This window comes from Delftia sp. BGA-UO-ETr-SB1 (assembly GCF_059567865.1).
On sequence record NZ_JCAQOW010000006.1, the window covers coordinates 279,189 to 305,849 of the forward strand.

Annotated in this window: 24 protein-coding genes; 12 read left to right on the top strand and 12 right to left on the bottom strand. The window is 68.9% G+C overall.

The annotated features are described in order from the left end of the window. Positions 1 to 22 precede the first annotated feature (22 nt). From AC57B5_RS20095 to AC57B5_RS20110, 4 genes are all read left to right on the top strand, one after another. Positions 23 to 1,396: an aspartate aminotransferase family protein gene (locus AC57B5_RS20095; protein WP_034397609.1), complete on the top strand. Its 1,374-nt coding sequence runs from the start codon at positions 23 to 25 to the stop codon at positions 1,394 to 1,396. Positions 1,397 to 1,403: 7 nt separating this feature from the next. Beyond that, positions 1,404 to 2,477 carry a GNAT family N-acetyltransferase gene (locus AC57B5_RS20100; protein WP_486640924.1) on the top strand — a complete coding sequence of 358 codons (1,074 nt, stop codon included), beginning with the start codon at positions 1,404 to 1,406 and terminating at the stop codon, positions 2,475 to 2,477. Next, the gene (locus AC57B5_RS20105) at positions 2,459 to 3,370 is read left to right on the top strand and encodes an arginase family protein (protein WP_013800035.1); all 912 of its coding nucleotides are present in this window, start codon (positions 2,459 to 2,461) and stop codon (positions 3,368 to 3,370) included. The genes AC57B5_RS20100 and AC57B5_RS20105 overlap by 19 nt, the downstream gene beginning before the upstream one ends. Positions 3,371 to 3,438: 68 nt before the next feature. After that, entirely contained in the window at positions 3,439 to 4,743 is a 1,305-nt protein-coding gene (locus AC57B5_RS20110) for a class I SAM-dependent methyltransferase (protein WP_496400209.1), read from the top strand. Here the strand turns inward: AC57B5_RS20110 and AC57B5_RS20115 are convergent. From AC57B5_RS20115 to AC57B5_RS20155, 9 genes are all read right to left on the bottom strand, one after another. Beyond that, entirely contained in the window at positions 4,706 to 5,932 is a 1,227-nt protein-coding gene (locus tag AC57B5_RS20115) for a DegT/DnrJ/EryC1/StrS family aminotransferase (protein WP_496400210.1), read from the bottom strand. The two genes, AC57B5_RS20110 and AC57B5_RS20115, sit on opposite strands and share 38 nt — an antisense overlap. Continuing rightward, positions 5,925 to 6,419 (bottom strand): DMT family transporter, encoded by a 495-nt coding sequence (locus AC57B5_RS20120; RefSeq protein WP_012202071.1) that lies wholly within the window; start codon positions 6,417 to 6,419, stop codon positions 5,925 to 5,927. The genes AC57B5_RS20115 and AC57B5_RS20120 overlap by 8 nt, the downstream gene beginning before the upstream one ends. Before the next feature lies 1 nt (position 6,420). Beyond that, positions 6,421 to 6,789 carry a DMT family transporter gene (locus AC57B5_RS20125; RefSeq protein ID WP_012202070.1) on the bottom strand — a complete coding sequence of 123 codons (369 nt, stop codon included), beginning with the start codon at positions 6,787 to 6,789 and terminating at the stop codon, positions 6,421 to 6,423. Further along, entirely contained in the window at positions 6,779 to 7,726 is a 948-nt protein-coding gene (locus AC57B5_RS20130; RefSeq protein WP_496400211.1) for an alpha/beta hydrolase, read from the bottom strand. Before AC57B5_RS20130 ends, AC57B5_RS20125 begins: the two co-directional genes overlap by 11 nt. Before the next feature lie 174 nt (positions 7,727 to 7,900). Next, positions 7,901 to 8,605 carry an MtnX-like HAD-IB family phosphatase gene (locus AC57B5_RS20135; RefSeq protein ID WP_199958774.1) on the bottom strand — a complete coding sequence of 235 codons (705 nt, stop codon included), beginning with the start codon at positions 8,603 to 8,605 and terminating at the stop codon, positions 7,901 to 7,903. Then, positions 8,598 to 9,542, bottom strand: a complete 945-nt coding sequence (locus AC57B5_RS20140; RefSeq protein WP_034397595.1) for an HlyD family secretion protein — start codon at positions 9,540 to 9,542, stop codon at positions 8,598 to 8,600. The genes AC57B5_RS20135 and AC57B5_RS20140 overlap by 8 nt, the downstream gene beginning before the upstream one ends. Next, entirely contained in the window at positions 9,539 to 10,297 is a 759-nt protein-coding gene (locus tag AC57B5_RS20145) for an ABC transporter ATP-binding protein (RefSeq protein ID WP_013800028.1), read from the bottom strand. The genes AC57B5_RS20140 and AC57B5_RS20145 overlap by 4 nt, the downstream gene beginning before the upstream one ends. A 15-nt stretch (positions 10,298 to 10,312) precedes the next feature. After that, a complete protein-coding gene (locus AC57B5_RS20150; RefSeq protein WP_496400212.1) occupies positions 10,313 to 11,467 on the bottom strand; it encodes an ABC transporter permease in 1,155 nt (384 codons plus the stop codon). After that, entirely contained in the window at positions 11,464 to 12,936 is a 1,473-nt protein-coding gene (locus AC57B5_RS20155; RefSeq protein ID WP_496400213.1) for an efflux transporter outer membrane subunit, read from the bottom strand. The genes AC57B5_RS20150 and AC57B5_RS20155 overlap by 4 nt, the downstream gene beginning before the upstream one ends. A gap of 344 nt (positions 12,937 to 13,280) precedes the next feature. Here AC57B5_RS20155 and AC57B5_RS20160 point away from each other — a divergent pair, with 344 nt between their 5' ends. The 3 genes from AC57B5_RS20160 (at position 13,281) to AC57B5_RS20170 (ending at position 16,307) form a co-directional block, all read left to right on the top strand. Beyond that, positions 13,281 to 14,285: a fimbrial protein gene (locus tag AC57B5_RS20160; protein ID WP_099752923.1), complete on the top strand. Its 1,005-nt coding sequence runs from the start codon at positions 13,281 to 13,283 to the stop codon at positions 14,283 to 14,285. A 133-nt stretch (positions 14,286 to 14,418) separates the two neighbouring features. Further along, positions 14,419 to 15,144 carry a response regulator gene (locus AC57B5_RS20165; protein ID WP_013800025.1) on the top strand — a complete coding sequence of 242 codons (726 nt, stop codon included), beginning with the start codon at positions 14,419 to 14,421 and terminating at the stop codon, positions 15,142 to 15,144. Then, positions 15,129 to 16,307 (top strand): sensor histidine kinase, encoded by a 1,179-nt coding sequence (locus AC57B5_RS20170; protein ID WP_012202061.1) that lies wholly within the window; start codon positions 15,129 to 15,131, stop codon positions 16,305 to 16,307. Before AC57B5_RS20165 ends, AC57B5_RS20170 begins: the two co-directional genes overlap by 16 nt. A gap of 42 nt (positions 16,308 to 16,349) precedes the next feature. Here AC57B5_RS20170 and AC57B5_RS20175 read toward each other — a convergent pair whose 3' ends face one another. Next, positions 16,350 to 17,009 carry a TetR/AcrR family transcriptional regulator gene (locus AC57B5_RS20175; RefSeq protein WP_496400214.1) on the bottom strand — a complete coding sequence of 220 codons (660 nt, stop codon included), beginning with the start codon at positions 17,007 to 17,009 and terminating at the stop codon, positions 16,350 to 16,352. A 45-nt stretch (positions 17,010 to 17,054) separates the two neighbouring features. Between AC57B5_RS20175 and AC57B5_RS20180 the strand changes: the two genes are divergently transcribed. Together AC57B5_RS20180 and AC57B5_RS20185 are read left to right on the top strand one after the other, a co-directional pair. Beyond that, positions 17,055 to 18,749, top strand: coding sequence for an acyl-CoA dehydrogenase family protein (locus AC57B5_RS20180; protein WP_043823339.1), 1,695 nt, complete (start codon positions 17,055 to 17,057; stop codon positions 18,747 to 18,749). Between the two features lie 45 nt (positions 18,750 to 18,794). After that, complete coding sequence (locus AC57B5_RS20185) at positions 18,795 to 20,315, top strand: class I adenylate-forming enzyme family protein (protein ID WP_496400215.1); 1,521 nt, start codon at positions 18,795 to 18,797, stop codon at positions 20,313 to 20,315. Positions 20,316 to 20,360: 45 nt separating this feature from the next. Here the strand turns inward: AC57B5_RS20185 and AC57B5_RS20190 are convergent, their stop codons facing one another. Both AC57B5_RS20190 and AC57B5_RS20195 read right to left on the bottom strand, forming a co-directional pair. Further along, complete coding sequence (locus tag AC57B5_RS20190) at positions 20,361 to 21,473, bottom strand: siderophore-interacting protein (protein WP_496400216.1); 1,113 nt, start codon at positions 21,471 to 21,473, stop codon at positions 20,361 to 20,363. A 162-nt stretch (positions 21,474 to 21,635) separates the two neighbouring features. Continuing rightward, on the bottom strand, positions 21,636 to 22,664 hold the full coding sequence (locus AC57B5_RS20195) for a helix-turn-helix transcriptional regulator (protein ID WP_034397583.1): 1,029 nt from the start codon (positions 22,662 to 22,664) through the stop codon (positions 21,636 to 21,638). 135 nt (positions 22,665 to 22,799) lie between these two features. On the opposite strand from AC57B5_RS20195, the gene AC57B5_RS20200 reads away from it, so the two are divergent. From AC57B5_RS20200 to AC57B5_RS20210, 3 genes are all read left to right on the top strand, one after another. Then, positions 22,800 to 23,999: a threonine ammonia-lyase gene (locus tag AC57B5_RS20200; RefSeq protein WP_065344929.1), complete on the top strand. Its 1,200-nt coding sequence runs from the start codon at positions 22,800 to 22,802 to the stop codon at positions 23,997 to 23,999. Between the two features lie 106 nt (positions 24,000 to 24,105). Beyond that, positions 24,106 to 24,255: a hypothetical protein gene (locus AC57B5_RS20205; protein WP_013800017.1), complete on the top strand. Its 150-nt coding sequence runs from the start codon at positions 24,106 to 24,108 to the stop codon at positions 24,253 to 24,255. Positions 24,256 to 24,580: 325 nt separating this feature from the next. After that, complete coding sequence (locus AC57B5_RS20210; RefSeq protein WP_063327825.1) at positions 24,581 to 26,446, top strand: phosphoenolpyruvate carboxykinase (GTP); 1,866 nt, start codon at positions 24,581 to 24,583, stop codon at positions 26,444 to 26,446. The last annotated feature ends 215 nt before the right edge of the window (positions 26,447 to 26,661 follow it).

The following is a 26,661-nucleotide window of genomic DNA, read 5'->3' on the forward strand; positions in this document are numbered from 1 at the left end:
TGAATATCTGGAGCCCTTTGCTGTGATCAATAACGCCCAACTTCTGGCCGACGAAGCCAAGTACTGCTCGTTCGGGGATACCGTCCACTACGTCAACCCGCCCAAGATTTTCTCGGGGTGCGAAGGCAGCTACATGTACGACGAGGCCGGCACGCCCTACCTTGATCTGCAGATGTGGTATTCGGCCGTGAACTTCGGCTACAAGAACAAGCGCCTCGAGCAGAAGATGATCGAGCAGCTGCAGACCCTGCCCCAGGTCGCCAGCCAATACCTGCACCCCACCAAGATCGAACTGGCCAAGTTCATCGCCCAGGATGCGGAGCGCAAGTGGGGCCATGCCGGCCGCGTGCACTTCAACGTGGGCGGCGCCCAGGCCATCGAGGACTCGCTCAAGGTCGTGCGCAATGCCAGCGGCGGCAAGAGCCTGATGTTCGCCTTCGAGGGCGGCTACCACGGCCGCACGCTGGGCGCCTCCAGCATCACCTCCAGCTACCGCTACCGCCGCCGCTACGGCCACTTCGGCGACCGCGCGCAGTTCATCCCCTTCCCCTACCCGTTCCGCCGCCCCAAGGGCATGACGTCCGAGGAGTATGCGGACTCCATCGTCCGGGAATTCGCGCGCAAGTTCGAGAACGAGTACCACGCCATCTGGGACCCCAAGACCAACCAGTGCGAGTACGCGGCCTTCTACGTGGAACCCATCCAGGGCACGGGCGGCTACGTCGTGCCGCCGCCCAATTTCTTCAAGGGCCTCAAGAAGGTGCTGGACGACCACGGCGTGCTGATGGTGGTCGATGAAATCCAGATGGGCTTCTGGCGCACCGGCACGCTGTGGTCGGTGGAGAACTTCGGCGTCAAGCCCGACGTGCTGGTCTTTGCCAAGGCGCTGACCAACGGCCTCAACGCCCTGTCGGGCCTGTGGGCGCGCGAGGAGCTGATCAACCCCACCATCTTCCCGCCGGGATCGACGCACTCCACCTTCGCCTCCAACCCGCTGGGCACGGCCCTGGGCCTGGAAGTCATGAAGATGACCCACGAGATGGACTTCGGCCGCCAGGTGCGCGAATCGGGCGCCTACTTCCTCGAAGGCCTCAAGGAGCTGCAAAAGCGCCACAAGGAAATCGGCGATGTGGACGGCCTGGGCCTGGCGCTGCGCGCCGAGATCTGCACCGAAGACGGCTTCACGCCCAACAAGGCGCTGCTGGACAAGATGGTGGACATCGGCCTCGAAGGCGGCCTGGAATACCAGGGCCAGAAACGCGGCCTGGTGCTGGACGTGGGCGGCTACTACAAGAACGTGATCACCTTCGCACCCTCGCTGATGATCTCGCGCCCCGAGATCGACGAAGCCATGGTCCTGCTGGACCAGTTGCTCACGAAAGCCAAGGCGGCCTGAAGGCGCGATGCCCGCAGAGCGCCTGCACAACCAGCTCGAACCCCCAGGCCTGCTCGCGCAGTTCGCGGCCCATCCTCCCGAGGGCTTTGCACTGCTGCAGGACTGGCCGGCGCCGGCCTTCACGGCGCCCTTCGATCTTCTGACCACGGCGGACGACGCGCTCAAGGCGCGTCTTTTGTCGTTGCCCGGTGGCGGCTGGCTGTCGCGCCGGCTGCGCCTGTCCACCGACTTCGTGGGCACCACGGTCAGCGAGTACGCCGTGCTGCCCATGGGCATCCCTGCCGCCCAGCAGGCTGCCGCGCTGCGTGCGCGCGCAGGCCGGCGCATGCTGACCATCGTCAAGGACCTGCCCCAGGATTCACCGCTGCTGCCGGACGCCGACAACGCCCACGCACGGGCGCTGGCGCAGGCGCTGGCCGATGCGGGCTTCATCCTGGTCGAAGGCCAGGCCCTGGCCCATGTACCCATCGACTTCTCCAGCCTGGACGAATACCTTGCACGCCTGTCCAGGAGCCGCCGCCAGAACCTGCGCCGCAAGCTCAGGAGCCGCGCGCAGCTGCACGTGCAGCGCATTCCCACGGGCGCGGCCTTTGCCGATGACGCCTGCGTCGATGCCTACTACGCGCTGTTCGATGCGGTGTATGCGCAAAGCGAGATCCACTTCGACAGGCTCACGCGCGATTTCTTCGCGGCCCTGCTGCGCGATGCAGGCAACGGCGGCACCGTGTTCGAGTACCGCGCGCTGCAGGACGACGGCACGCCCGGCGCGCTGCTGGGCTGGAACCTGTGCTTCGAGCACGGCGGCAAGCTGATCGACAAGTACATCGGCCTGTCCTACCCGGCCGCGCGCGAGGCCAATCTCTACTTCGTGAGCTGGATGGTCAACCTTGAATACGCCATCGAACGCGGCCTGAGCCACTACGTGGCCGGCTGGACCGACCCCGAGGTCAAGGCCCAGCTGGGCGCCAGCTTCACCTTCACGCAGCATGCGGTCTTCATCCGCAATCCGCTGCTGCGCGCACTGGGCCGGCGCTTTGCCGGCCACTTCGAAAGCGATCGCCAATGGAGCGAACAGAACTGAATGCCCAGCCGGTCGTGCTGGATGTGGATGGCTCGGTGGGGACCTTGCCCGGCGAGCTGCGCCTGCCGCTGCAGGACTGGCAGGAGCAGGTGCGCTTTGGCTGCGGCCTGCGCCGCTTTGCGCAGTTCCGCGCGGCGCTCGACGCGCAACTGCCCGCCGCGCATGGCACGGCCCTCATGGGCAGTGGCGACTTCCACCACCTGAGCTGGCCGCTGATCGAGCGCTGCATCACCGCCCAGGCCCTGTCCGCAGGCCGGCCGCTGCGCGTGGTCGTGCTGGACAACCACCCCGACAACATGCGCTTTCCCTGGGGCGTGCACTGCGGCTCCTGGGTGCGGCGCGTGGCCCTGCATCCGGCCGTCTCGCATGTGCATGTGGCCGGCATCACCTCCGGCGACATCGGCCGCGCGCACGCCTGGGAGAACTACCTCACGCCGCTGCGCGCCGGCCGCCTGAGCTACTGGAGCGCGGGCGTGGACACGGGCTGGGCGCGCCGCCTGGGCGTGGATGCCGCCTTTCGCGGCTTTGCCAGCGTGGCCGACCTGTCGCGCACGCTGGCGCGCATGCTGCGCGAGCAGGCCCAGCCCACCTACCTGAGCATCGACAAGGACGTGTTTGCGCCCGAGGTGGTGCGCACCAACTGGGACCAGGGCCGCATGCAGGAAGGCGAGGCCCTGGACATCATCGGCGCGCTGGCCGGCCAGATCGTGGGCAGCGACATCACGGGCGATGTGTCCTCCTGGCGCTACACGACCTGGTGGAAGCGCTGGATGAGCGCCGGAGACGGCCAGGACACGCAGATCGACGCGCAGACGCTGGCCACCTGGCAACTGGGCCAGCATGCCTTCAACGAACGGCTGGTCGAATACATCCAGACCTGCACCAGCCCCTAGGATCCGTCCACACCCCGCATACCCCACGTCCGCGCACCGCGGCCGACCGCAAGACAGGAGGCAACCCCATGATCGACCGGCTGACCGAAAGACTGCTGCAGCGCAGTTTCACACCCCTGGTGCGCGAGGGATTGCTCGAAATCTGCCTGCCCTGGGGGCGCATGCTCGCCTTCGGCGACGGCGGCCAGCCGCAGGCTCGCATCCGCTTCACGGACAGGCGCGCACTGTGGGCCCTGATGCGCGACCCGGACCTGAACCTTGGCGAGATGTTCATGCAGCAGCGCCTGGTGGTGGAGCGGGGCAGCATCTACGACGTGCTGGAGCTCGTGCTGCGCAACGCGCGCAACCTGCCCGTGCCGGCCAGCGTTCGGCTGCTCGATGCCTGGCGCATGCGGCTGCGCCCGCTGCTGCAGCACAACCGCCGCGGCAAGGCGCGCGCCAACGTGGCGCACCACTATGACCTCGACGACCGGCTCTATCGGCTCTTTCTGGATGGCGAGCGCCAGTACTCCTGCGCCTACTTCGAGCATGGCGACGAAAGCCTGGAGCAGGCCCAGCAGGCCAAGATGCGCCACATCGCCGCCAAGCTGCTCGTGGAGCCCGGCCACCGCGTGCTGGACATAGGCTGCGGCTGGGGCGGACTGTCGCGCTACCTGGCCGAGGTGGCTGGCGCGGGCCATGTGACGGGCGTGACGCTGTCCGGCGAGCAGCTGGCGGGCGCCCGCCAGCGTGCCGGCCAGTCCCCGTGCGCGGACCGACTCAGCTACCGCCTGGAAGACTACCGCGACACGCGCGGCACCTTCGACCGCATCGTCTCGGTGGGCATGTTCGAGCATGTGGGCACGCGTTTTCACGACGCCTTCTTCCGCCAGTGCCGGGAGCTGCTGTCCGACGATGGCGTGATGCTGCTGCACTTCATCGGCAACAGCGATGTGCCCGACTTCAACAATCCCTGGATAGAGCGCTACATCTTCCCGGGCGGCCACATCCCTTCCCTGTCGGAGTTCACGCCGGCCATCGAACGCAGCGGCCTGGTGGTCACCGATATCGAAGTGCTGCGCCTGCACTATGCGCGCACGCTGCGGCTGTGGCGCGAGCGCTTCATGGCGCGCCGCGGCGAGGCTGCCGCGCTCTACGACGAGCGCTTTTGCCGCATGTGGGAGTTCTATCTGTCCATGTCGGAAGCCGCCTTCCGCTACCAGGACATCGCCATTTTCCAGGTGCAGCTGGCACGCCGCCAGGAAGCGGTTCCGCTCACGCGCGACTATGTCGCCGAACGCAGCCAGGCCCTGCGCGGGCGCGAGCCACCGCCCGGCGCCACGCAGGCCGCAGCCGTCAGCCAGGCGCGGCGTGCGGCCTCTCCAGCAGGCTGAGCAAGGCCTCGAAGCGCGCGTCGTCGAACCACAGGCTGTTGCCCACGGCCACCAGGCGCCGTGCCCAGTCGCGCCCCTGGTCCACCACGTCCTGGCGCGCCAGGCCCAGCACATGGTCGTAGCGGCCATAGTCGGGCAGCACATGGACGAAGGGCAGCGACAAACCCCAGCCCCGCCCCCATTGCGCGCGCAGCAGCGCATCGCGCGTGGCTGCATCGCGCAGGCGCAGCAGCAGCACGGGCCAGACGCCTTGCGCACCCGGCACGGTGTCACCCACCACCTCGATCCCATCGATGGCCGACAGCCAGGCGCCGCGCTCACGGGCCTGGCGCTGCAGTTGCTGCTGGAAATCCGCCAGCCGCGCCAGCGCGCGCCGGCCCACGCGGCGGCGCCAGGCGCCCAGTTCATGGCGGGCAATGGCGTCGTCGAAATCATCGCCGGCGGCCTGCACCCAGTCGCTGCGCGACAGCGCATCGCGCAGGGGACGGCCATAGGCCAGGTCCAGCCCGGCGGGGCGGTACAGCGCCGCATAGCCCAGCAGCTCCAGGCTGCGGCGCAACTCCCAGCCCCGGTCCTGGCGCACGCTGGCCGCATGTGTCTCGCGCAGTGCCTCGCGCAGCGCGGGGTCGCGCGCCAGCAGCACGCCGCCCTCGAAGGTGGTCAGGCCCTTGCCCACGGCCAGGCTGTAGAAGCCCACATCGCCCTGCCAGCCCACGGGCTCGCCGCGCAGGCGTGCGCCCAGGGCCTGGGCCGCGTCCTCCACCACCCAGGCGCCCACGGCGCGCGCACAGTCCACGGCCGTGGCCACATCGGCCACGCGGCCGCACAGATGCGTGGGCAGCACGGCCAGGGTGCGTTCGCTGCACAGGGCGCGCAGGCGCGCGGGGTCCATGTCCAGCGTGTCGGCATGCAGATCGCACAGGCGCAGTTGCAGGCCGCAGTGCGCCACGGCCAGGGCCACCAGCGGGCAGGTATAGGCGGGTGCGATGACTTCGCTGCGGCCCGGCGCCAGGCGGCGCAGGGTCTGCAGCGCCACCATCAGCGCCGAGGTGCCCGAGCATTCAAGCTGCACGGCGGGCACGCCCAGCCATTGCGCCAGCGCCGTCGCCAGGTCCGCATCGCCCCAGGGCAGCAGGTCGGCCGCGCGCAGCGGCAGGCCCGCCGTGGGCGGCAGCACGCGTTCAGCCACGGTGCGTGCCGTGCTCGGCCGAGGCCGCCAGATGCGCGGCGCCCGCGCTGGCCGAACCCGCGCCCGGGTTGCCGCCCGCATGGCCCGGCGTGTCATCGTCTGCGCCGGGCCCCTCGGCCTCCTGCGTCTCGCTGACGGCCAGGCAGGCGATGCCGGCCACGATGAACAGGCAGCCGATGATCTGGGGCATGCCTATGCGCTCGTCGAACAGCCAGTACGACAGCGCCAGCACGGAAAGAATCTCCAGGTGCGATGCCGCAAAGGCCGGGCCGATGGGCGCGCGCTTGAGCAAGGTCATCCACGAGAAAAAGGCGCCGATGTAGCCCACGAAGGCGCCATAGATCCAGGGCTGGCCGAACACGCGCGCCAGCCAGGCCGTGGAGAACTCCAGCGGCAGCGCCGCATTGCCGGCCTGCTTGAAGCTCAGCTGGGCCAGCGTGTCGAACGCCATGAGCACCAGAAAGCCGATGAAATAAAAGCGCTTCATTTCAATGGAGGCCCACGATGGCGACGCCGATGGACACCAGAACGATGCCTGCCACGCGCATGGGTGCCAGCTTCTCGGCAAACAGCAGCCGGCCCGCGATCATGATGGCCACGATGTTGATGGAGCCCAGCAGCACGCCTTCGGACAGCGGCACCAGCGAGAGAAAGGCCAGCCACAGCACGAACTCGGCCACGTAGCAGCCCACGCCCAGCCACAGCCAGGGCCTGGAGGCCATGAAGCGCCAGCGCGCCAGGCCGTCGAGGTCACCGGGCTGGCTGGCGGCGGCCTTGAAGGCCAGCTGGCCCCCGCTGTCCACCAGCACGTTCAGCACCCACAGCGTGATGACCAGCGGCGAGAGATCACTGCCCATGCCGTGCGGCCTCCGCAGCCCGCACCTCGCGGGGGGCGGCACCGCTGGCGATGCGCGCCACGAATTCGGTGGTGCGCGCGATCACGGTGCGGCGGTCGCGGTCGATGGTGACCATGTGGTAGCTGTTGTCCAGCAGCACCAGCTCGACATGGGCCTGGCTGGCGCCATGCACGATGTCATGGGCGTTGGCCACCGACGAGATGTCGTCGTTGCGCGCATGGATGACCAGGCAGGGCGAGCGCAGCTGGGGCAGTCGCGCCAGCACATGGGCCGAGAGGCGGCGCAGCTCGATGATGGACCACCAGGGATTGCCCGGCAGGCCGGCCGCCGCGCTGTCGCCCGAATGCATTTGCTCGACCACGCGCGCGCGCAGGGCCTCGTCCTTGATGCCGTAGGGCGGCTGCTCCATGAACACGCTGTGGCGGCCAATGCCCAGCGCGCGGAACAGCGGCAGCAGGAAGGCCAGGCGCGTGTAGAAGGGAATGCTCCAGCCGTCGTAGCGGAAGGTGGTGGACAGGGCGCAGACGCCGTCCACCTTGTCGGGGTGGCGCTGGGCCACGGCCAGGGAGAGCACGGCGCCCATGGACAGGCCGCCGACCACCACATGGTCCATGTGCTGCGACAGTCGCTGCAGCCCGGCCTCCACGCTGGCCAGCCAGTCGGTCCAGCGCGTGTCCACGAGATCTTCCATGCTGCCGCAATGGCCGGCCAGCTGGACCGCATAGACGGTGAAGCCCTGCTTGTTCAGCCCCTTGGCCAGCAGGCGCATTTCGGCAGGCGTGCCCGTGAGCCCGTGCACCAGCAGCACGCCGGTGCGCGCGGCAGCGCCCGTGCCCGGCATGACGAATTCACGCTCGGTCACGCAGACATTGTCCAGCCCCGTGGCAGCAGCCTGCTCGCTGTGCTGAACCAAGGAGAGCCCATCACTCAAATTCATGTCAATTTTCCATGACGCTGCGCGTCGCCCTCTGACCGTGAAACTGGCGTGCCCTGAAGCCAGAGACACCGAGGAAGGGCCTTGGCCGGCCGCGCCGCCCCGCACCGAAGGTATCGTCCCCCTTGGGGGGCGCCGTGCAACGGGAAGGCGCGAAGCGACTCAGGGGGTGGTATGTCATGCCAGCGCCTCCAGGCCCAGGACCACCTTGTCGAGCAGGGCCGTGGCCTGCTCGAAATGCTCGAAGGGCGCATGGGCGATGCCCCGGCTTTCGCAGTGGGCGATGAGCTTGTACTTGGCCAGCACGAAGTCGGCCCGGCCCGAGACGCAGAAGTCCGAGGTGCTGTCGCCCACGTAGAGCACGCGGCCGTGCAGGGCCTGCTGCTCGGCCAGGCGCTCGCACTTGCAGTTGCCGCTGGCGCGCGCGCACTGCGCGCTGGCCCAGGGAGAGTCCAGGCGCCAGCTACGCTCGCCGGTCTGCACCAGGCGGTTGGCGATGACCTGCAGATGGCCCAGGCCATGGCGCTCCAGCACATGGCGTATGGCGTAGTCGATGCCGTCGCTGACCACCTGCACCACCATGCCGTGGGCCTGGGCGGCCTCCACGAAGCCGGCAAAGCCGGGGTCGATCTCGATGGTGTCCAGGTGGGCGCGCAGCTCGGCCTCGTCCATGTCCAGCAGCGCGACCTGGCCCTTCATGCATTCGCGCGAGCCGATCTCGCCGCGCTCCCAGGCGTCTTCCAGTTCCTGCCAGCCGGGCTTGCCGAAGCGGTTGAGCAGGGTGTCGGTCACGTCCAGCAGGCTGATCGTGCCGTCGAAGTCGCTTTGCACCATCCAGCCGGGGGCGGCGGTGTCCAGATACAGGGGAATGCGCTTATTCATGGAACTGCACCCTTACGTTTTGACCCACGCGCACGGCGGCGGCGGGAGCTTGCTCGAAGACCAGCACGCACTCGATGACACGCACCGGCCCGCGCTGCTGGTCGTCCTGCAGCCGCGCCGTGCCATAGACGGGACTGATGCGCAGCACGCGTGCCGAGGGCAACTGCTGCTGTGCGGCGCCATCGGCGTCCAGCGTCACCGTGGCCCGCATGCCTTCGCGCACGGCGGCGGCGAAGCTTTCGTTGATTTCGGCTCGCACCTGCAGCGGGCGCTGCGGCAGCAGCACCACGGCCGGCGTGCCGGGCACGGCCTGGCTGCCCGCGTGGGTGGCCAGGCGCACCACGGTGCCGGCCTCGGGTGCGCGCAGTTCCTGGCGCTTGTGCTGGGCGCGCAATTGTTCGAGCTTGCGCTGTGCCACCTGGGCCTCGGCCGCGGCCACGTCGATCTCGGCCTGGGCATCGCGCAGCGCCTGCGCGGCCTCGTCCACGTTCTGCGCATCGGCGGCGCCCTCGCGCGCTGCGGCCTGCCAGCGCGACAGGGTCTGCTTGAGCTGGGGCAGGCGCGCGGCGCGTGCCTTCTGGCGGGCCTTGGCCAGCTGGGCCTCGGACTCGGCCACGGCCAGGTCGGCCTGGCCCGTATCGTCGGCCAGCCTCAGCAGCAACTGGCCGCGCTGCACGGACTGGCCTTCCTTGACGGACAGCTGCTGCACCACGCCGGCCACGGCGGGCGACAGGTCCAGCAGGCCGCCTTCCACCTCGATCTTGCCGCGCGCCACGGCCACGGCCGCCGGGCCGTTTTGCTGCGCCTTGGCGCTGGCCTGGCCGGCATTGGCAGGCGCATCGTGCGAAGGACCGCAGCCCGCCAGCAGCGCGGCGGCGGCCAGCGCCGCAGCCAGACCGGCAGTGGACGCGGCAAGGCCGCTCAGGGGGTACTTCATTCTTTTTCCTTCAACGGGGAGGTCTGGCGCCAGTCGCTGCGGATGGCGCCGTCCTCCATGCCGAGCACGCGGTCGGCATGGCGCACCAGGCGCGGGTCATGGCTCACGCACAGCACGGTCGTGCCATGGTTGCGCGCCGCGCGGTGCAGGATGTCGATGACGCGCTGGCCGCTTTCGGCATCCAGCGCACTCGTGGGTTCGTCGGCAAACAGCAGCTGCGGCGCCTTGGCCATGGCGCGCGCGATGGCCACGCGCTGCTTTTCGCCGCCCGACAGTTCGGCCGGGCGCATGTGGGCGCGGTGGGACAGGCCGACCTCGTCCAGCGCCTGCTGGGCGCGGCGCAGGGCCTCGTCGCTGCGCAGGCCCATGTAGCCCAGGGGCAGCTGCACCTGCTCGATGGCCGTCAGCGCCGGGAACAGGTTGAAGCCCTGGAAGACGAAGCCCGTGTGGCGCAGGCGGAATTTCTCCAGCGCCCGCGTGCCCAGCTTGCCCAGGTCCTCGCCCAGCGCCATGGCGTGGCCGCTGTCGGGCGCCTGCAGGCCCGACATCAGCGACAGCAGCGTGCTCTTGCCGCAGCCCGAGGGCCCGGAGATCAGGCTCAGCTCGCTCGGGTACAGCGACACGGACAGGCCTTGCAGCACCTGCACGCTGACCATGCCCGACAGAAAGGACTTGCACAGGCGCACGGCCTCCAGGCTGGGGGCCGTGCGGGGCGCCGCCGTGGGCGCGGGGGAGTGGGCATTCATCACGTTCATGGGGTCTGGCCGTCTTCAGCGCAGCAACGTGGCCGGGTCGGCACGCAGCAGGCTGCGCATGGCGCCCAGGCCCGACAGCAGGGACAGCACGGCCACCAGCACGGCGCAGGCCAGCACGGCCGATGCGTTCAGCGCCACGGGCACGCGGTAGGCCATGGCCAGGGCCAGCAATACGGCGCTGGCCAGCGCGGCCATCACAAAGCCCAGGCCGCCGATCCAGCAGGCCTGCTCGACCACCACGCGGCCCAGTGCCGCGCGGCTCACGCCCAGCGCGTTGAGCACGGCGTACTCGCGCGAGGAAGCGGCCACCACGGCCTTGAGCGACTGGCTGGTGACCACCGAGCCCACCAGGCAGACGATGACGGCCATGAACAGCACGCCCGCGCCGGCGCCCGTGTCGAACATCCAGTAGCGCTGCGAGCGCCGCGCGAATTCCCTGGCCGTCCAGGCCTCGTAGGGGCCGAAGCTGGGTGTGGGCTGGTTCAGGCGCTGCTTCACGGCCTTGGCCGAGGCGCCCGGGCGCACGCGCGCCACGAAATAGGTGCTGCCCTGGCCGGGGTCGCCCGCAATCTCGCGGGCCGTGGCCAGCGAGGCCAATACGTTCACGCCGCCCAGGCCACGCAGGCCGTCCACGGCCGCCACCACCTGCACGCGGTGGTTGTTGACCCAGGCCACGCCGCCTTCGCTGGTGCCCAGGGTCTGCAGGTCGGCCCGGTCCACGATCACGGCGCCGGTCTCGCGCAGGCGCTGGCGCTGCCAGGGCTGGAGCACGTGGGAAAACAGCATGGAGGCGTCATCGGTGGCAATGCCCGACAGGTAGACCGACACGCCGCCGCCGTGCTCGCTCGCCGCGCCGCCGTCGGCCGAGTCCGAGCGCCAGTCGCCGTCCACCCAGACATAGGGCTCGACCGCCGCGACATCGGGGTCCATGCGCAGGCGCATGTCCACATCGCGGCCGATGGTGCGGCCGAAGTTCACGCTCTGCGTGCCAGGGTAGCCGATCCACAGGTCGGCCGAGGAAGCCGTCACATACAGCGCGGCCGAGCCGAAGATGCCCAGCACCAGCGCGGCCTGCATGGCCAGCAGCACGCCGGAGAAGCCCACGGCGAAGACGGAGGGAATGAAGCGGCGCCACTCGTGCACCAGCGTCTTGCGTGCAAGGGCGATCATGAGGGCGCTCCTTGTGCGAGCGGAGCCAGTGGCGCCATGCCGCTGTCGGCAGCGTCCTGGTCCTCGGCCGGCAGCGGCGCGCCGCCCAGGGCCTTGTACAGCGCCACGTAGGCCAGCGCATGGGCAGCCAGGGCCGTGGTCTGCTCGCTGCGCGCCTGCAGCGCGGCGCGCCGGGGCGCCAGGCCGCCGAATTCGCTGTCCAGGCCCAGCTTCAGGCGCTGGTCCTGCACGCGCTCGCGCTCGGCCAGCACCTGCTGGGTGGACTGCAGCGCGGCGATGCGCTCGCGCTGGGCGTCCAGCGCGGCCAGTGCGGACTCGACCTCGGCCACGCCGTCGAGCACGCTCTGGCGGTAGGCCTGGATGGCGGCCTGCAGCGCCAGCTCGCTGGCGTCGGCCTGGGAGCGGCGGCGGCCCCAGTCGAACAGGGGAATGTCGATCTGCGGCCCGAAGGTGGGTGCGTTGTCCTGCGTGGTACGCAGGTTCTGGGTGATGTTGAACGAGTACAGCAGCGAGCCGCCGATCACGAAGCGCGGATACAGCGCCGCATGCGCAATGCCCTGCTCGGCCGCCGCGCGTTCCACGGCGGCCTGCGCCACCTGGATGTCGGGCCGTGTGCGCAGCAGGTCGGCCGGCAGGACGGCCACGCCCAGCGCCTGGGGACCGGGCAGCGGGGCCTTGGCATCGGCCTGCAGCCACTGGGCATCGGGCCGCGTGCGGCCCAGCAAGGCGGCCAGCATGTGGGCGCTGCGGGCCTGGGTTTCGCGCAGGCTGGCACGCAAGGCCGCGCTCTGGCCGGCCTGCAGTTGCAGCTGGTGCACGGCCTCTGCCGTGCCCAGGCGCTGCTGCTGGCGCACCTGGGCCAGTTGCAGGGCACGCGCATCCAGCAGTGCCTGTTCGTCGATCAGGGCGCGCTGGCGCTGGGCCATGCGGATGTCCAGATAGCGGTGGACCACATCGGCCACCAGGGCCACGCGGGCCGCCTGCAGGCGGCCCCGTGCGTCAAGCACGGAGGCGGCGGCATTGCGCTCGCCGGCCTCGCGGGCGCCGAACAGGCCCAGGTCCCAGCTCACGTCGATGCTGGCGTGGAAATACGAGTCGATGGCCGCAATGTCCTGCAGCGTGCGCGCACCGGCCGTGAACACGGGCCGGAAGGCCGAGCCGGCCGTGCCGGCCAGCAGCCGTTGCTGGCGCAGGCGCGACTGGGCCTGGGACAGGTCGAGGTTGGCGGCCAGCGCCTCCTCGACCAGAGTGTTCAGGGATTCGTCGCCCCAGGCCTTCCACCAGCCCTGCAGGTCGGGCGCCGCGGCCGAGCCAGGTGCACCCGGCGCGGCGGCGGGCAGGGGCTGCGTCCACTGCGTGGGCACCGAGCCGTCAAGCTGCGCCGGAGGCGGCGAGGAGCAACCGGCCAGCGCCAGGGCGGCGCCCAGGCACAGGCTGGAGAGGCGATGCTTCGCGGCGGCGTGGTTCACGGGATGGACAGGCGGGAGGGGATGATCGAGGGGAGGGCCGGGAAAACGAGGCCAGGGAACCATGTCCCCGGATAGCCATTGGACGCGGCCAAGCTTGCGCGAGGTTGCAGGCTTTATGGAGGAAACATGGAGAGCGCGACGCCTTGCGGGAGCCTCTCTGCCCCAACCCGTGCAAGAGCCAGTTGCGGACCGCCCGATCACCGCGGACTCGGATGATTCCGAGTTTATTTTCAGAACGCTCCAATTCCAATGCCGCATGCAGGTCAGTACATTGGCCGGATATCGCGCCCTATGCCACCTGTCCCAAGGCATTGATCCATATCTTCCAGGCTGGAGTTCACAGCATGTCTTTCACAGCCATCTTGCGTCATGCATTGGCCACGCCTCTCCTCTTGATTTTTTGTATGGCCCCTATTTCATCCTGGGCCCGTTGTTCCTCACAGGGCTGGAATGCCCAGTTTCCGGGTTCAGCCAACACCCCCACCATCGTCAATGAAAATTATCCGATTGGCAGCGTTGTCTATTCCAGGACAATGGCTTTGCAAAATACCGGAGCCGGCAGCTACCACATCTCTTGCGACAATGATTTTTATTACATAGAAGGCATTGGAACGGAAAGCGGTGGAATATATTCCACCACCATCCCCAACCTGGGCATGAAAATCACATGGGAAAGAGCCGCGCCTTATTCAGGGTCCATGCTGAAACAGGGCATATTCCATTCACTGCCAAGCAACAACATGACCCTCGAGCTCGTGAAAACCGGAGAACTCACCTCTGGCGGTTCCCTGAATGGCAGCTTCGCACGAATCTACTCAGGGACCAGCAATGCCCGTGACTTGCTGGCCACGATATTCTTTTCAAGTGGCATCACCGTCAACGTCAGCAGCCGCCCCAGGCCGCCGACCTGCCGGGTGTCCACGGGCAAGATCGACGTGACCATGGCCCCCGCCCCGTTCGCCGATTTCAAGGGAATCGGGTCCGTCACGGCAGCCAAGGACTTCAGCATCGAGTTGACCTGCGCGGGAGGCGAAGCCAATACACGCCTGACCGCCTTCATCACGCTGACGGATGCCACCCAGGCGACCAACCGATCGAGCACGCTGACGCTGGCCCAAAATTCCAAGGCCCGGGGTGTCGGCATACAGGTACTGAGAAACAACGTGCCCGTGAGCTTCGGCCCCGACTCCGGCAGCCTGGGCAATGCCAACCAATGGAATGCGGGCCAGGTCGCACAGGGGCAGAACAGCTTGAAGATTCCGCTGAGCACGCGCCTGGTGCAGACAGCCAGCAGCGTGACACCTGGCATGGCCTATGGCAGGGCGACCTTCACGATGAGCTACCAATAGCCGCTGATGGGTCCGCAGGAAATGAACAGCGCCAGCCTTGCGCGCGATTGCAGACTTCGTGGAGCCAATATGGAGGGACTGCGGCACGCAGGGCATCGCACCATAATGTGCGCCTGGCCCTGCCAGCTTTCCCATGAACTCCACAGCACAGCCAACGGCAACCACCCCCCTCGTGCTCGTCGTCGAAGACGAGCCCGCCATCGCCAGCATCCTGACGGCCTATCTCGAGCGGGACGGGCTGCGTTCGCGCATGGCCTCGGACGGACAGGAGGCACTGCAGCTGTTCCGCCTGCTGCGGCCCGACCTGGTGCTGCTGGACATCCACCTTCCCGGCATGGACGGCATCGACGTGCTGCGCGCCATCCGCGATGACAGCCAGACGCCCGTGATCATGGTCACGGCGCTGGCCGATGATGTGGACAAGCTGCTGGCCCTGCGCCTGGGCGCCGACGACTACGTGGTCAAGCCCTTCAATCCGCCCGAGGTCGTGGCCCGCGTGCGCGCCGTGCTGCGCCGCACCCAGGCGCGCAAGAACCCGGCGCCCGCGCCCATCCGCGTGGGCCCCATCGAGATCGACTCCGAGGCGCACAGCGCCGTGGTCTACGACAACGAGGGCCGCGCCCTGCCGCTGCCCCTGACGCTGACCGAATTCCGCCTGCTGGCCTGCCTGGCGGCCCAGCCCCGGCGCTGCTTCTCGCGCTCCCACCTGATCGAGCACTGCCTGCCCGAGAGCGATGCGCTGGAGCGCGTCATCGACTCGCACCTGTCCAAGCTGCGCCGCAAGCTGCAGCTGGCCGGCCAGGAAGGCCTGATCGAGACCGTGCGCGGCATTGGCTACCGGCTATGGCCCTGGGACTGAGGCCCAACCGCATCTGGGTGCGCTTCGGCCTGTGGATCACGGCCACCGTGCTCAGCACCATTGCCCTGCTGGCCATCGGCGTGCTGGTGTTCTCCGAGATCCAGTACCGCGACTTCTACAGCAGCCTGCCGCCGGCCGTGCAGATCGAGCTGGACGAACTCAACGCCCAGTCGCTGGAAGACAGCCCGCGCGCCATGCAGATCTACGGCCAGTACTGGACGGGCGATCTGCTGTTCGGCGAGAAATGGTCCCTGGTCATCGGCCTGCTGGTGTGCCTGCCCTTCGGGCTGGCCGTGGGCTTCTGGGTCTCGCGCCTGGTGACGCGGCCCCTGGCGTCCATGGTCGAGGTGGCCAAGCGCGTGGAGCTGGGCGACTTCAGCGCGCGCGCCCTGCCCGGCAAGGCCCATGGCGAGATGGCCGAGATGGTGGTGGCCTTCAACCGCATGATCGATTCGCTGGAGACGCTGGAGGCCGAGCGCCGCGCCACGGCGGCCTCGATCTCGCACGAGCTGCGCACGCCGCTGACCGTGCTGCAGGCGCGCCTGCATGCCATCTGCGACGGCGTCATCGCCGCAGACGACACCGAGCTGAACACGCTGCTGTTCCAGGTCGAGCACCTGGGCCGGCTGGTCGGCGACCTGCACACGCTGTCCATGGCCGATGCCGGCCAGCTGTCGCTGCAAAAGCAGCGCCTGGACCTGGCCGAACTCGTGGCCGAGACGCTGGACCACCTGCACCCCCAGCTCCTGCAGCATGGCATGCAGCTGGAGATGCACCTGCCCGCGCCCAGTGACATCGGCATGGCCGACATCCGTGCCGACGCCGACCGCATGCGCCAGATCCTCTCCAACCTCGTCAGCAACGCCATCCGCCATGCGGCCAGCGGCGCATGGCTGGGCGTGGCGCTGACGGTGGAATCCGATATCGAAGGCCGTGCCTGGGCCGTGCTGCGCATCAGCGATGCCGGTCCCGGCCTGCCCAGCGAGCTGCGCGCCCACCCCTTCCAGCGCTTTGCCCAGGTGCCCGGCAAGCGCCGCCGCGAGGGCTCGGGCCTGGGCCTGTCCATCGTCAAGGCACTGACCGTCTCCCAGGGCGGCAGCGTGGAGGCCGACGACTCCGAGCAGGGCGGTGCCCGCTTCACGCTGCGCTTTCCGCGCGTCTGATCCTGCGCCACTGAAGGCCGCCGGGGTCCGCTGCGGGGTCCGCTACGCGGACGGAGCCTGCGCCTCGCGCAGCAGCGCATGGATGGCCCAGCCCAGCGGCGCGCGCAGCTGCTGCAGCGTCTGCTGCGGCCCCAGCGCCAGCAGCGACTGCGACACCCAGCCATAGGTCAGCGTGTGCAGCAGCCGTGCCAGGGGCTGGGCCGGCGCGGACAGCGGCGGATCGCAGTCCTGCAATGCCGTGCCCCACAGCTGAACATAGGCCTGGTAGTGGCGGCGGAAGGGCTCGGGCGCGGACACCTTGCGCTCCAGCATGAACAGCGCGGCCCACATCGGCGCCTCGCGCGCAATGCCGTCGACCAGGGTGTCCAGCAGGCGGTCCACGCGCGTGGCCAGCGGCATGCCGGCACTGTCCTGCAGCGTCTGCAGCCCCTGGGCGTGCAGGGCCTGCACCTGGCGATGGATGCACATGGCCGCCAGCGTGTCCATGTTGCCGAAGTATTCATAGAAGGTGCCCAGGCCCACGCCGGCCACGGCGGCCACCTCGCGCACCGTGGTGCGCTCGTAGCCCTGCTCGATCACAAGCCGAACAAAGGCGTCCTGCAGCGCCTGCGACGTGGCCTGCGCGCGCGATTGCAGGGGGCGGCGCCGCACTTTGGGCGGCTGCGGCTGCTGCCGTGAAACCCGAACACCTTTGCTGGGCATTTTTCCTAGACTTTTGCGTTGAGACCAACGATCACGGAGACACGCATGAGCACCGGCCAGACATTGCAGACAGGGCACACCTGGAACACGCACGACGTCCTGAACCAGGTCGACGAACTCACCGACTTCAACCTGCTGGAGGCCGATCCTGCCCTGGCCGAGGCCCTTCAGCGCAACGGCGCCGCGCGCCACATCCCTTCGCTGTCGCGCTATGCGCAGCAGCTGGGCGAGCGCGCCACCTGGGAGCTGGCCGAGCAGGCCAACCGCCACACGCCCGAGCTGCACCGCTTCGACGCGCGCGGCCGCATCATCGACGCCGTGGAGTTCCACCCGAGCTGGCACACGCTGCTGGGACTATACCGGCAGCAGGGGCTGATCTCCCTGCCCTTCGAGGACAGCAGCGCGGGCCGCTGGAGCGCCTGGGCCGCAGGTTTCTACCTGCACGGCCAGGTCGAACAGGGCACGCTGTGCCCGGCCACCATGACCACGGCCGCCATCCCGCTGCTGCAAAAGGAACCGGCGCTGTGGCAGCAGCTGCAGGGCAAGCTGTTCAGCCACGAATACGATCCGCGCGACCTGCCCGTGGCCGACAAGGCATCGATGTGGCTGGGCATGGGCATGACCGAGAAGCAGGGCGGCTCCGACGTGCGCGCCAACACGACGGTGGCCATGCCGGTGCACGCCGGCGGGCGTGGCGGCGAGTACCTGCTGCGCGGCCACAAGTGGTTCTTCTCGGCACCCATGTGCGATGCCCACCTGGTGGTGGCGCGCATGGGGGAAGGCGGTGGGCAGGCCTGCTTCTACGTACCGCGCTGGCGCCCGGACGGCAGCAGGAATGCCGTGCGCGTGCAGCGCCTGAAGGACAAGGTGGGCAACCGCAGCAACTCCAGCAGCGAAGTGGAGTTCGAGGACGCCTGGGGCATCCTGATGGGCGAGGAAGGCCGGGGCATTCCCACCATCATCGAGATGGCCACCTACACCCGCCTGAACTGCGTGCTGGGCAGCGCCGCCATCCTGCGCTCGGCCACGGTGCAGGCCCTGGCCTATGCGCGCCGGCGCAGCGTCTTCGGCAAGCAGCTGGCCGAGCAGCCGCTGATGCGCACCGTGCTGGCCGACCTGGCGCTGGAAAGCGAGGCCGCGCTGCAGATCGCCATGCGCCTGGCCCAGGCCTATGAGCGTGGAGGCGACGAGGGCGATCCGCTGGAGCGCGCCTGGAAACGCATCATGACGCCAGCGGCCAAGTTCTGGGTCTGCAAGCGCGGCGTGGAGCTGACGGGCGAGGCCATGGAGGTGCTGGGCGGCAACGGCTATGTGGACACGGGCGTGATGGCGCGCCTGTTCCGCGAGGCGCCCGTGAACTCGATCTGGGAAGGCTCGGGCAACGTCATGTGCCTGGACGTGCTGCGCGCCATCTCGCGCGAGCCCGACGGCGCGCAGCTGCTGCTGCAGGACCTGATCGACACGGCAGCGGGCGAGCCCGCGCTGCTGCAGCAGGCGCAATCGCTGGCACGGCGCCTGTCCGGCCCGCCTGACCAGCTCGAGGCCCAGGCACGCCGCCTGGTGCAGGACCTGGTGCTGCTGGCCCAGGCCTGCCTGCTGCGCCGCCATGCTCCGCCCGCCATGGCCGATGGCTTCATCGCCACGCGCCTGGGGGCGCAGCAGGGCGCCATGGTGGCGGGCGCCTTCGACCCGGCAGGCCTGGACATCGCCGCCATCCTTCAGCGCGCGCTGCCCGCCTGAAGCGGCCGCCGGCCCACCACACAACAAAGCACAAGGAGACAAGACATGAACCTGCTCGACGCCTTCGACAGCGCCGTGCGCAAGACGCCCGCCAAGGCCTTTCTGCGCGACCGCGGCGCCTCCATCAGCTATGCCGACATGCAGCGGCGCTCGCAGCGCGCGGCCGCCGTGCTCCAGGCCCAGGGCGTGGGCCGAGGCGATACCGTGGCCCTGATGTGCCTGAACACGCCGGGCTTTGTCGAAGCCCTGTTCGGCGCCTGGCGCCTGGGCGCCGCGCTGGTGCCCGTCAACCACAAGCTGCAGGCACCCGAGCTGCAGTACATCCTCGACCACGCGCAGTGCAAGGCCCTGGTGTTTGACGCCGCACTCGCGCCCGTGGTCGCCGCCGCGCCACACCCCTGCGCCCGCCTTGTGACCGAGGCGCAAGAGGCCGTCACGGGTGTCCAGGACTGGGACACGCTGGTGGCAGCCGCCAGGCCCATGGAAGGCACGCGGCCCGCCGATGGCGACATTGCCCAGGTGCTCTACACCTCGGGCACCACGGGCCGGCCCAAGGGCTGCCTGCTGAGCCATCGTGCCGTCACGCTGGCGGCGATCACGGCCGCACTGGGCCTGTCCATCACGCGCGAGGAACGCACGCTGATGGCCATGCCCATCTGGCATTCCTCGCCGCTCAACAACTGGTTTGGCGGCACGCTGTACATGGGCGGCACCGTGGTGCTGCTGCGCGAGTACCACCCGCAGCATTTCCTGCAGGCCGTGCAGGACGAGGGCGTGACGCTGTACTTCGGCGCGCCGGTCTCCTACTTTGCGCCGCTGCAGATGCTGCCCGACTTTGCCCGCTACGACCTGAGCAGCGTGCGCGCCTGGGTCTACGGCGGCGGCCCCATCGGCGCCGAGATGGCACACAAGCTGGCCACGGCCTACCGCAGCGACCGCTTCTACCAGGTCTACGGCATGACCGAGACCGGCCCCACGGGCACCACGCTCTACCCCGAGGAGCAGGTGGAGCGCGCAGGCTCCATCGGCCGCGTGGCCCTGCCCGGCGTGGACATGCGCGTGGTGCGCGACGACGGCGAGGATGCCGGCCCGGGCGACACCGGCGAGATCTGGCTGCGCACCGGCAGCGTGATGGACGGCTATCTGCACGACGCCCAGGCCACGGCTGCCGCCTTCGCACCGGGCGGCTGGTACCGCACGGGCGATCTTGCGCGCCTGGACGACGCGGGCTACCTCTTCATCGTGGACCGGACCAAGGACATGGTCATCACGGGTGGCGAGAACGTGTATTCCAAGGAGGTGGAGGACGCGCTGTCGGCCCATCCCCAGGTCGCCGATGTCGCCGTCGTGGGCAGGCCCCACGCCGAATGGGGCGAGACCGTCGTCGCCCACGTGGTGACGCGCGGCGAGGCCGCGCCGGAGGCCGAGGCACTGCAGCAGTTCCTGGCCGACAGGCTGGCGCGCTACAAGATCCCGCGTGAATTCGTCTTTGCGGCCAGCCTGCCGCGCACGCCCACAGGCAAGCTGCAGAAATTCCTGCTGCGTCAGGAGCGCAGCGCCACCTGAGGTGCCGGCCTCCTGCGTGGCCTACTTGGCGGTCTACTTAGCGGCCTACTTCGCTGCCTTGAAATCCGACTCGCTCATGCCGCGACGCCAATAGGCCACGACCAGCTGCTCGTGCTTTTCCAGACCGCGCTCCTCGCGCGCCCACTGGCGCACGGCCTGGGCGGTGTCGAACTCACCAGCGGCCCAGACGAAGCGGCTGGCGGGATGACCGGCCAACGCATCCGGCCAGCGCACGGCGCGCAGCGCGTCGATCAGCAGCGTGGTGGTGCCGGCCTCGGCAGCGCCGCGGTGCAGCCAGTGCCATTGCAGGCCTTCGGGCGCCTGCACGGGCTGCTCGTCCTGCGGACCCTGGACTTCGGCAAACACATGGCCGCGCGTGTGCGCCGGCAGCGCGGCCGCAATGCGCAGCATGGCCGGCAGGCCGGTGTCGTCGCCGGCCAGCAGCATCCAGTCGGCAGGGGTGGCCGTGCGCCCGCCGGGGCCGGTCATGCCGATGCGCTGGCCCGGCTGGGCGCGCGCGGCCCAGGCGGACCCGGGGCCTGCGTCCTCGTGCAGCACGAAGTCCACGTCGATCCATCCGTTGGCGCCGTCTTGGGCCATTCCCATCGCACGCATGGTGTACGTGCGCATGTCCAGGCGCATGTCGCCCTCGGGCATGCGCAGCAGGCCGCTGGCCGACAGCGTGGGCCATTCGGGCTCGGCCACGCCCGGCTGCGGAAACAGCAGCTTGACGTGGATGTTGGTGTCCTGCGCATAGCGCGCCATGTCGTCACAGGCAAAGCGCACGCGGCGCATGTGCGGCGTGAGATCGCGCACGGCCAGCACCCGCAGCTCGCGGAAGGCCGGCGGGCGCTGCAGCGCGGCGCCGTCACCCTCCCAGGCCAGGGAGCCGTCGGCGGCGCCCGTGGCCTCCAGCAGCAGGTGGGCCAGCATGAGCTTCATGTCCTGCAGCAGCTCCACGCCGGGTGCCGCCACCTCCGCATGGACCTGCCCGCCCTCCAGCCACAGCTGGCCCCGGCCGCCTTCGTAGTCGGCCACCCAGCGCGCGCCTTCGCGGCGCACGGTGATGTCGTGCTCCTGCATGTGCCCGACGATGGCGGCGATGGCCTCCTCGGCCCTGTCCATGCGCACCGAAGTGCGTGCCTGCAGCTGTGTCATTGACGAATGTCCTTTCGTTCGGTGATTGCAGCATCGCCCGGCGCCCGCGGGGTTTGCGCCAGCCCCGCCGACGTTTGCGCAGCGCGCCCATAAGCCCATAAGCCCATAAGCCCATAAGCCCATACGCCCATACGCCCATAGCCCATACAGCGGCCCAGGCCCTCAGAGCCTGGCGCGCACCAGCTTGGGAGAGATGCCGAAGCGGCGCTTGAAGGCCGTGGAGAAATTGGCGGCGCTGGAATAGCCGGCCGCATGCGCGACCTCGGAGACGCTGCAGCCCGTCTGCTCCAGCGCGGCCCAGGCGCGTTCCAGCCGCTGCTCGCGCCGGTACCCGTCGATGCTCGATCCGTAGGCCAGGCGGAACTGGCGCTGCAGGGCGCTGGCGCTCAGGCCGACCTCGCGCGCGATCTCGGCCAGCGGGCGGCAGCCGTCGCCGCCGCTGTCCAGCAAGGCCTTGAGGCGCGCCATGCGCCGGTGTTCGCGCACGCCCAGCACGCCCGGCACGGTCTGCGCCGGATCGGGCTCGGGCGCGTCCAGCGCCTGCACGGCCTCGTGCACCAGCTCCAGCGTGCGGCTGGCCAGCAGCAGGGGCGCAGAGCCTTCGCGCGCCAGCTGGATGATCTGCTCGGCCACCGCCACGGCGCGCGGCGATGGCTGCCAGGGCTGTATGGCCAGCAACTGCTGCTCCATCCAGTGCCGCAGCAGCGGTGGCGCGACCATGGGCAGGGCCTGGGCGGCAAACCATTGCGGCTGCACGGTGATGCTGAGCTTGCGCTCGAACTTGCCGCGCCGCCAATGCCGCATGAACATGTCGCCGGGCCGCGAATGGATGACGGCGCCGCAGGCCTGCACATGGGCACCGGCCGGGCTGGCGGGCGCCACCTGCATCTGCAGGCCCTGGCTGCCGAAGGCCACGTCCACGCAGCCCTCCAGCAGCACGACCAGGTGCAGCCCCGGCACGGCCGGCGAACGCGTGCTCATGGTGCGCAGGTCGCGCGCCTCCACGCCATGCAGCCACAGGCCGGGCTGGACCTGCCAGGACTGCAGGTGCCCGGCCAGCAGCGCGTCCTCGGCCGTGACCTCGGCGTCGAGGATGCGGTAGTCGGGACCGCTGAAGTCGCAGGCACGCAGCGTGCCCCGCCCCAGCCAGCGCGGAGGGCGTGCAGGTGTTTGGACAGAGGAAAGAGCCATGGCCAGCCGGAGCGGTGTGCGCCCCAAAGACAAGAATGATTCTCATTTTATGGATCGCACCGGTGCGGCGCTTTCTGCGGGGAATCCATGGCGTGCCCTGCCGCGCGCCCGGGCCGACGTGCGCCACAATGCGTGATGCTCAGCCTCCAAGACATCCAGAACGCCGCCGACCGCCTGCGCGGCGCCGTGCTCGAAACGCCCTGCGTGGAATCGCGCACGCTGTCCCAGATCACGGGAGCGCAGGTCTACCTCAAGTTCGAGAACCTGCAGTTCACGGCCTCGTTCAAGGAACGCGGCGCCCTCAACAAGCTGGCCCAGCTCTCGCCCGAGGAGCGCGCACGCGGCGTGGTCGCCATGAGCGCCGGCAACCATGCCCAGGGCGTGGCCTACCACGCGCAGCGCCTGGGCGTGCGTGCCGTCATCGTCATGCCGCGCTTCACGCCGGGCGTGAAGGTGGAGCGCACGCGCGGCTTCGGCGCCGAGATCGTGCTGCACGGCGACTCCCTGGCCGAGGCGCGCCAGCATGCCTACACGCTGGCCGAGCAGCAGGGCCTGTGCTTCGTCCACCCCTATGACGACGAGCAGATCGCGGCGGGCCAGGGCACGCTGGCGCTGGAGATGCTGGCCGAGCAGCCCGACCTGGACCAGCTCATCGTGGCCATCGGCGGCGGCGGCCTGATCGCGGGCGTGGCCACGGCCGCCAAGGGACTGAACCCGGGCATCGAGATCATCGGCGTGCAGACCCAGCGCTTTCCGTCCATGTTCAATGCCGTGCGCCAGGCCGGGCTGCCCATGGGCACCTCGACCATCGCCGAGGGCATTGCCGTCACCCAGCCCGGCGCGATCACGCAGGAAGTCGTATCGCGCCTGGTGGACGACATGCTGCTGGTCGATGAAGGCGACATCGAGCAGGCCGTGCTCATGCTGCTGGAGATCGAGAAGACCCTGGTCGAGGGTGCGGGCGCCGCGGGCCTGGCCGCGCTGCTGCGCCATCCGCAGCACTTCGCGGGCAAGAAGGTGGGGCTGATCCTGTCGGGCGGCAACATCGACCCGCTGCTGCTGGCGGCCATCATCGGGCGCGGCATGGTGCGCTCCGGGCGGCTGGCGCGCATCAAGGTCAGCGCGCGCGACGTGCCCGGCGTGCTGGCGCGCATCACGGCCACGGTGGCAGCGGCGGGGGCCAATATCGAGGAAGTCCACCACCAGCGCGCCTTCACCATGCTGGCCGCGCAGAGCGTGGAGATCGAGCTGGTGCTGCAGACCCGCAACAAGGCACACATCGAAGAGGTCATCGCTGCCCTGCAGGCAGAAGGCATGCAGGTCAACGCCGTCTAGAGCCCTAGCAGGCCCCTGGCCCCTTGTGTCATGGCTTTCCCCGAAGGCGCTGGCGGGCAGGCCTGCCTAGAATGGGGCATCCCCATTGGCAGCCAGGAGCTTTTGCATGTCGCATGATCCCGCAGCGAACCACGGCGAGCAGTCGCCCCCCGAAGACGCCACCGAGGCCATCGTCCCCTACATGCCCGTCATCCTGCCCCTGGCGGGCGCCGTGATGATGTTTCTGCTGGCCTTCATCGCCGTCAACATGGCCTGATACGGCCCCTTCGTCCCCTGCACCAAGCCCCGCTTTGCGGGGCTTTTTGTTTGCCTATTGCATAGGCAAACAGACAGATCATCTTGCATATTTCAATGCACAGAATGCATAGTTTTTGCCATTCGTTTGCTGACAAATTCGTGACCGCTCCCTAGAATCGAATCCCCAGCCGGTGCGCCGCCAGCTTCCGCCAGCGCCGCCTCGCCGCCCCGAGAAGAGCTTCCTTCGCGCGCCGACTGAACAAGAGCCCGTTTCTCAAAGTTGGTGCGGCAACAGGCGCGTCCCCTTTGAAAAACTGGTTTTTTCAATTGAAGGAAGCTCCGCGATGAACGCACCCGTCATGCAAGGCCTGAACATCCAGGCCCCTGCCTACGTCAAGAACAGCCGACTGATCGCCTGGGTGGCCGAGATGGCCGCACTGTGCAAGCCCGCCCGGATCCACTGGTGCGACGGCTCCCAGGAAGAGTACGAGCAGCTGTGCCAGCAGCTCGTCGATGCCGGCACCTTCAAGAAGCTCGATCCCGTCAAGCGCCCCGGCAGCTACCTGGCCTGGTCCGACCCGTCCGACGTGGCGCGCGTCGAGGACCGCACCTACATCTGCTCGGCCAACAAGGAAGATGCGGGCCCGACCAACAACTGGATGGCCCCGAACGAGATGCGCGCCACGCTGCAGCCGCTGTTCGACGGCTGCATGGCCGGCCGCACCATGTATGTGGTGCCCTTCTCCATGGGCCCGCTGGGCTCGCCCATCGCCCACGTGGGCGTGGAGCTGTCCGACAGCGCCTATGTGGCCGTCAACATGAAGATCATGACCCGCATGGGCCGTGCCGTGTATGACGTGATCGGCGTGGAAGGCGAGTTCGTTCCCTGCGTGCACACCGTGGGCGCGCCCCTGGCCGAAGGCGAGAAGGACCAGACCAGCTGGCCCTGCAACAAGACCAAGTACATCGTCCACTACCCCGAGACGCGCGAAATCTGGAGCTATGGCTCGGGCTACGGCGGCAACGCCCTGCTGGGCAAGAAGTGCTTTGCGCTGCGCATCGCCTCCACCATGGGCCGCGACCAGGGCTGGCTGGCCGAGCACATGCTCATCCTGGGCGTGACCAACCCCCAGGGCAAGAAGTACCACGTGGCTGCGGCCTTCCCCAGCGCCTGCGGCAAGACCAACTTCTCGATGCTGGTGCCGCCCAAGGTCTTCGAAGGCTGGAAGGTCACCACCATCGGCGACGACATCGCCTGGATCAAGCCCCAGGCCGACGGCTCGCTGCGCGCCATCAACCCCGAAGCAGGCTACTTCGGCGTGGCCCCGGGCACGAACTACCACACCAACCCCAACTGCATGGCCAGCCTCGACAAGAACGTGATCTTCACGAACGTCGCGCTGACCGATGACAACGACGTGTGGTGGGAAGGCATGGACAAGGACACCGGCAAGCAGCCCGATCACCTGATCGACTGGCAAGGCAAGGACTGGACGCCCCAGATTGCCCGCGAGACCGGCGCCAAGGCCGCCCACCCCAATGCCCGCTTCACCGTGGCCGCGACCAACAACCCCGCGCTGGACGAAGCCTGGGACGATCCCAAGGGCGTGAAGATCGACGCCATCATCTTCGGCGGCCGCCGCTCCACCACCGTGCCGCTGGTGACCGAGGCCCGCAACTGGACCGAAGGCGTCTACATGGCCGCCACCATGGGTTCGGAAACCACGGCCGCCGCCTTCGGCGCCCAGGGCGTGGTGCGCCGCGACCCCTTCGCCATGCTGCCGTTTGCCGGCTACAACATGAGCGACTACTTCCAGCACTGGCTCACGCTGGGCGCCAAGATCGAAGGCCAGGGCGCCGTCCTGCCCAAGATCTTCACCACCAACTGGTTCCGCAAGAACGCCGACGGCAAGTTCGTCTGGCCCGGCTACGGCGAGAACATGCGCGTCCTGAAGTGGATGATCGACCGCCTCGAAGGCCAGGCCCAGGGCGAGCAGACCGCCTTCGGCATTGCGCCCCAGTACGCCGAGATCAACTGGACCGGCCTGGACTTCTCCGCCGACCAGTTCGCCAGCGTGACCAGCATCGACAAGGCCGCCTGGGCCGAAGAAATGCAGCTGCACACCGAGCACTTCGACAAGCTGGCCCACAAGCTGCCTCAAGAGCTGCTGGTGACCAAGGCCGAACTCGAAAAGCGCCTGGGGACATAAAGCTCCCCCTGAGCGGCTACGCCGCCTCCCCCTCTCGCTTCGCGGGGGGGGACGGCACCCTCGGTGCGGGGCGGTCCTTCCTCGGTGCCCCTTGCTTTGGGCAGCGCCAGTTTCATGGACTGTGGAAGATGCACAGAACAATGAATCCCTGAGTAGCTCTCGACCCATGGAAAAAGCCTCGCAGTGCGAGGCTTTTTTTGTGGCGTTTCAACGAC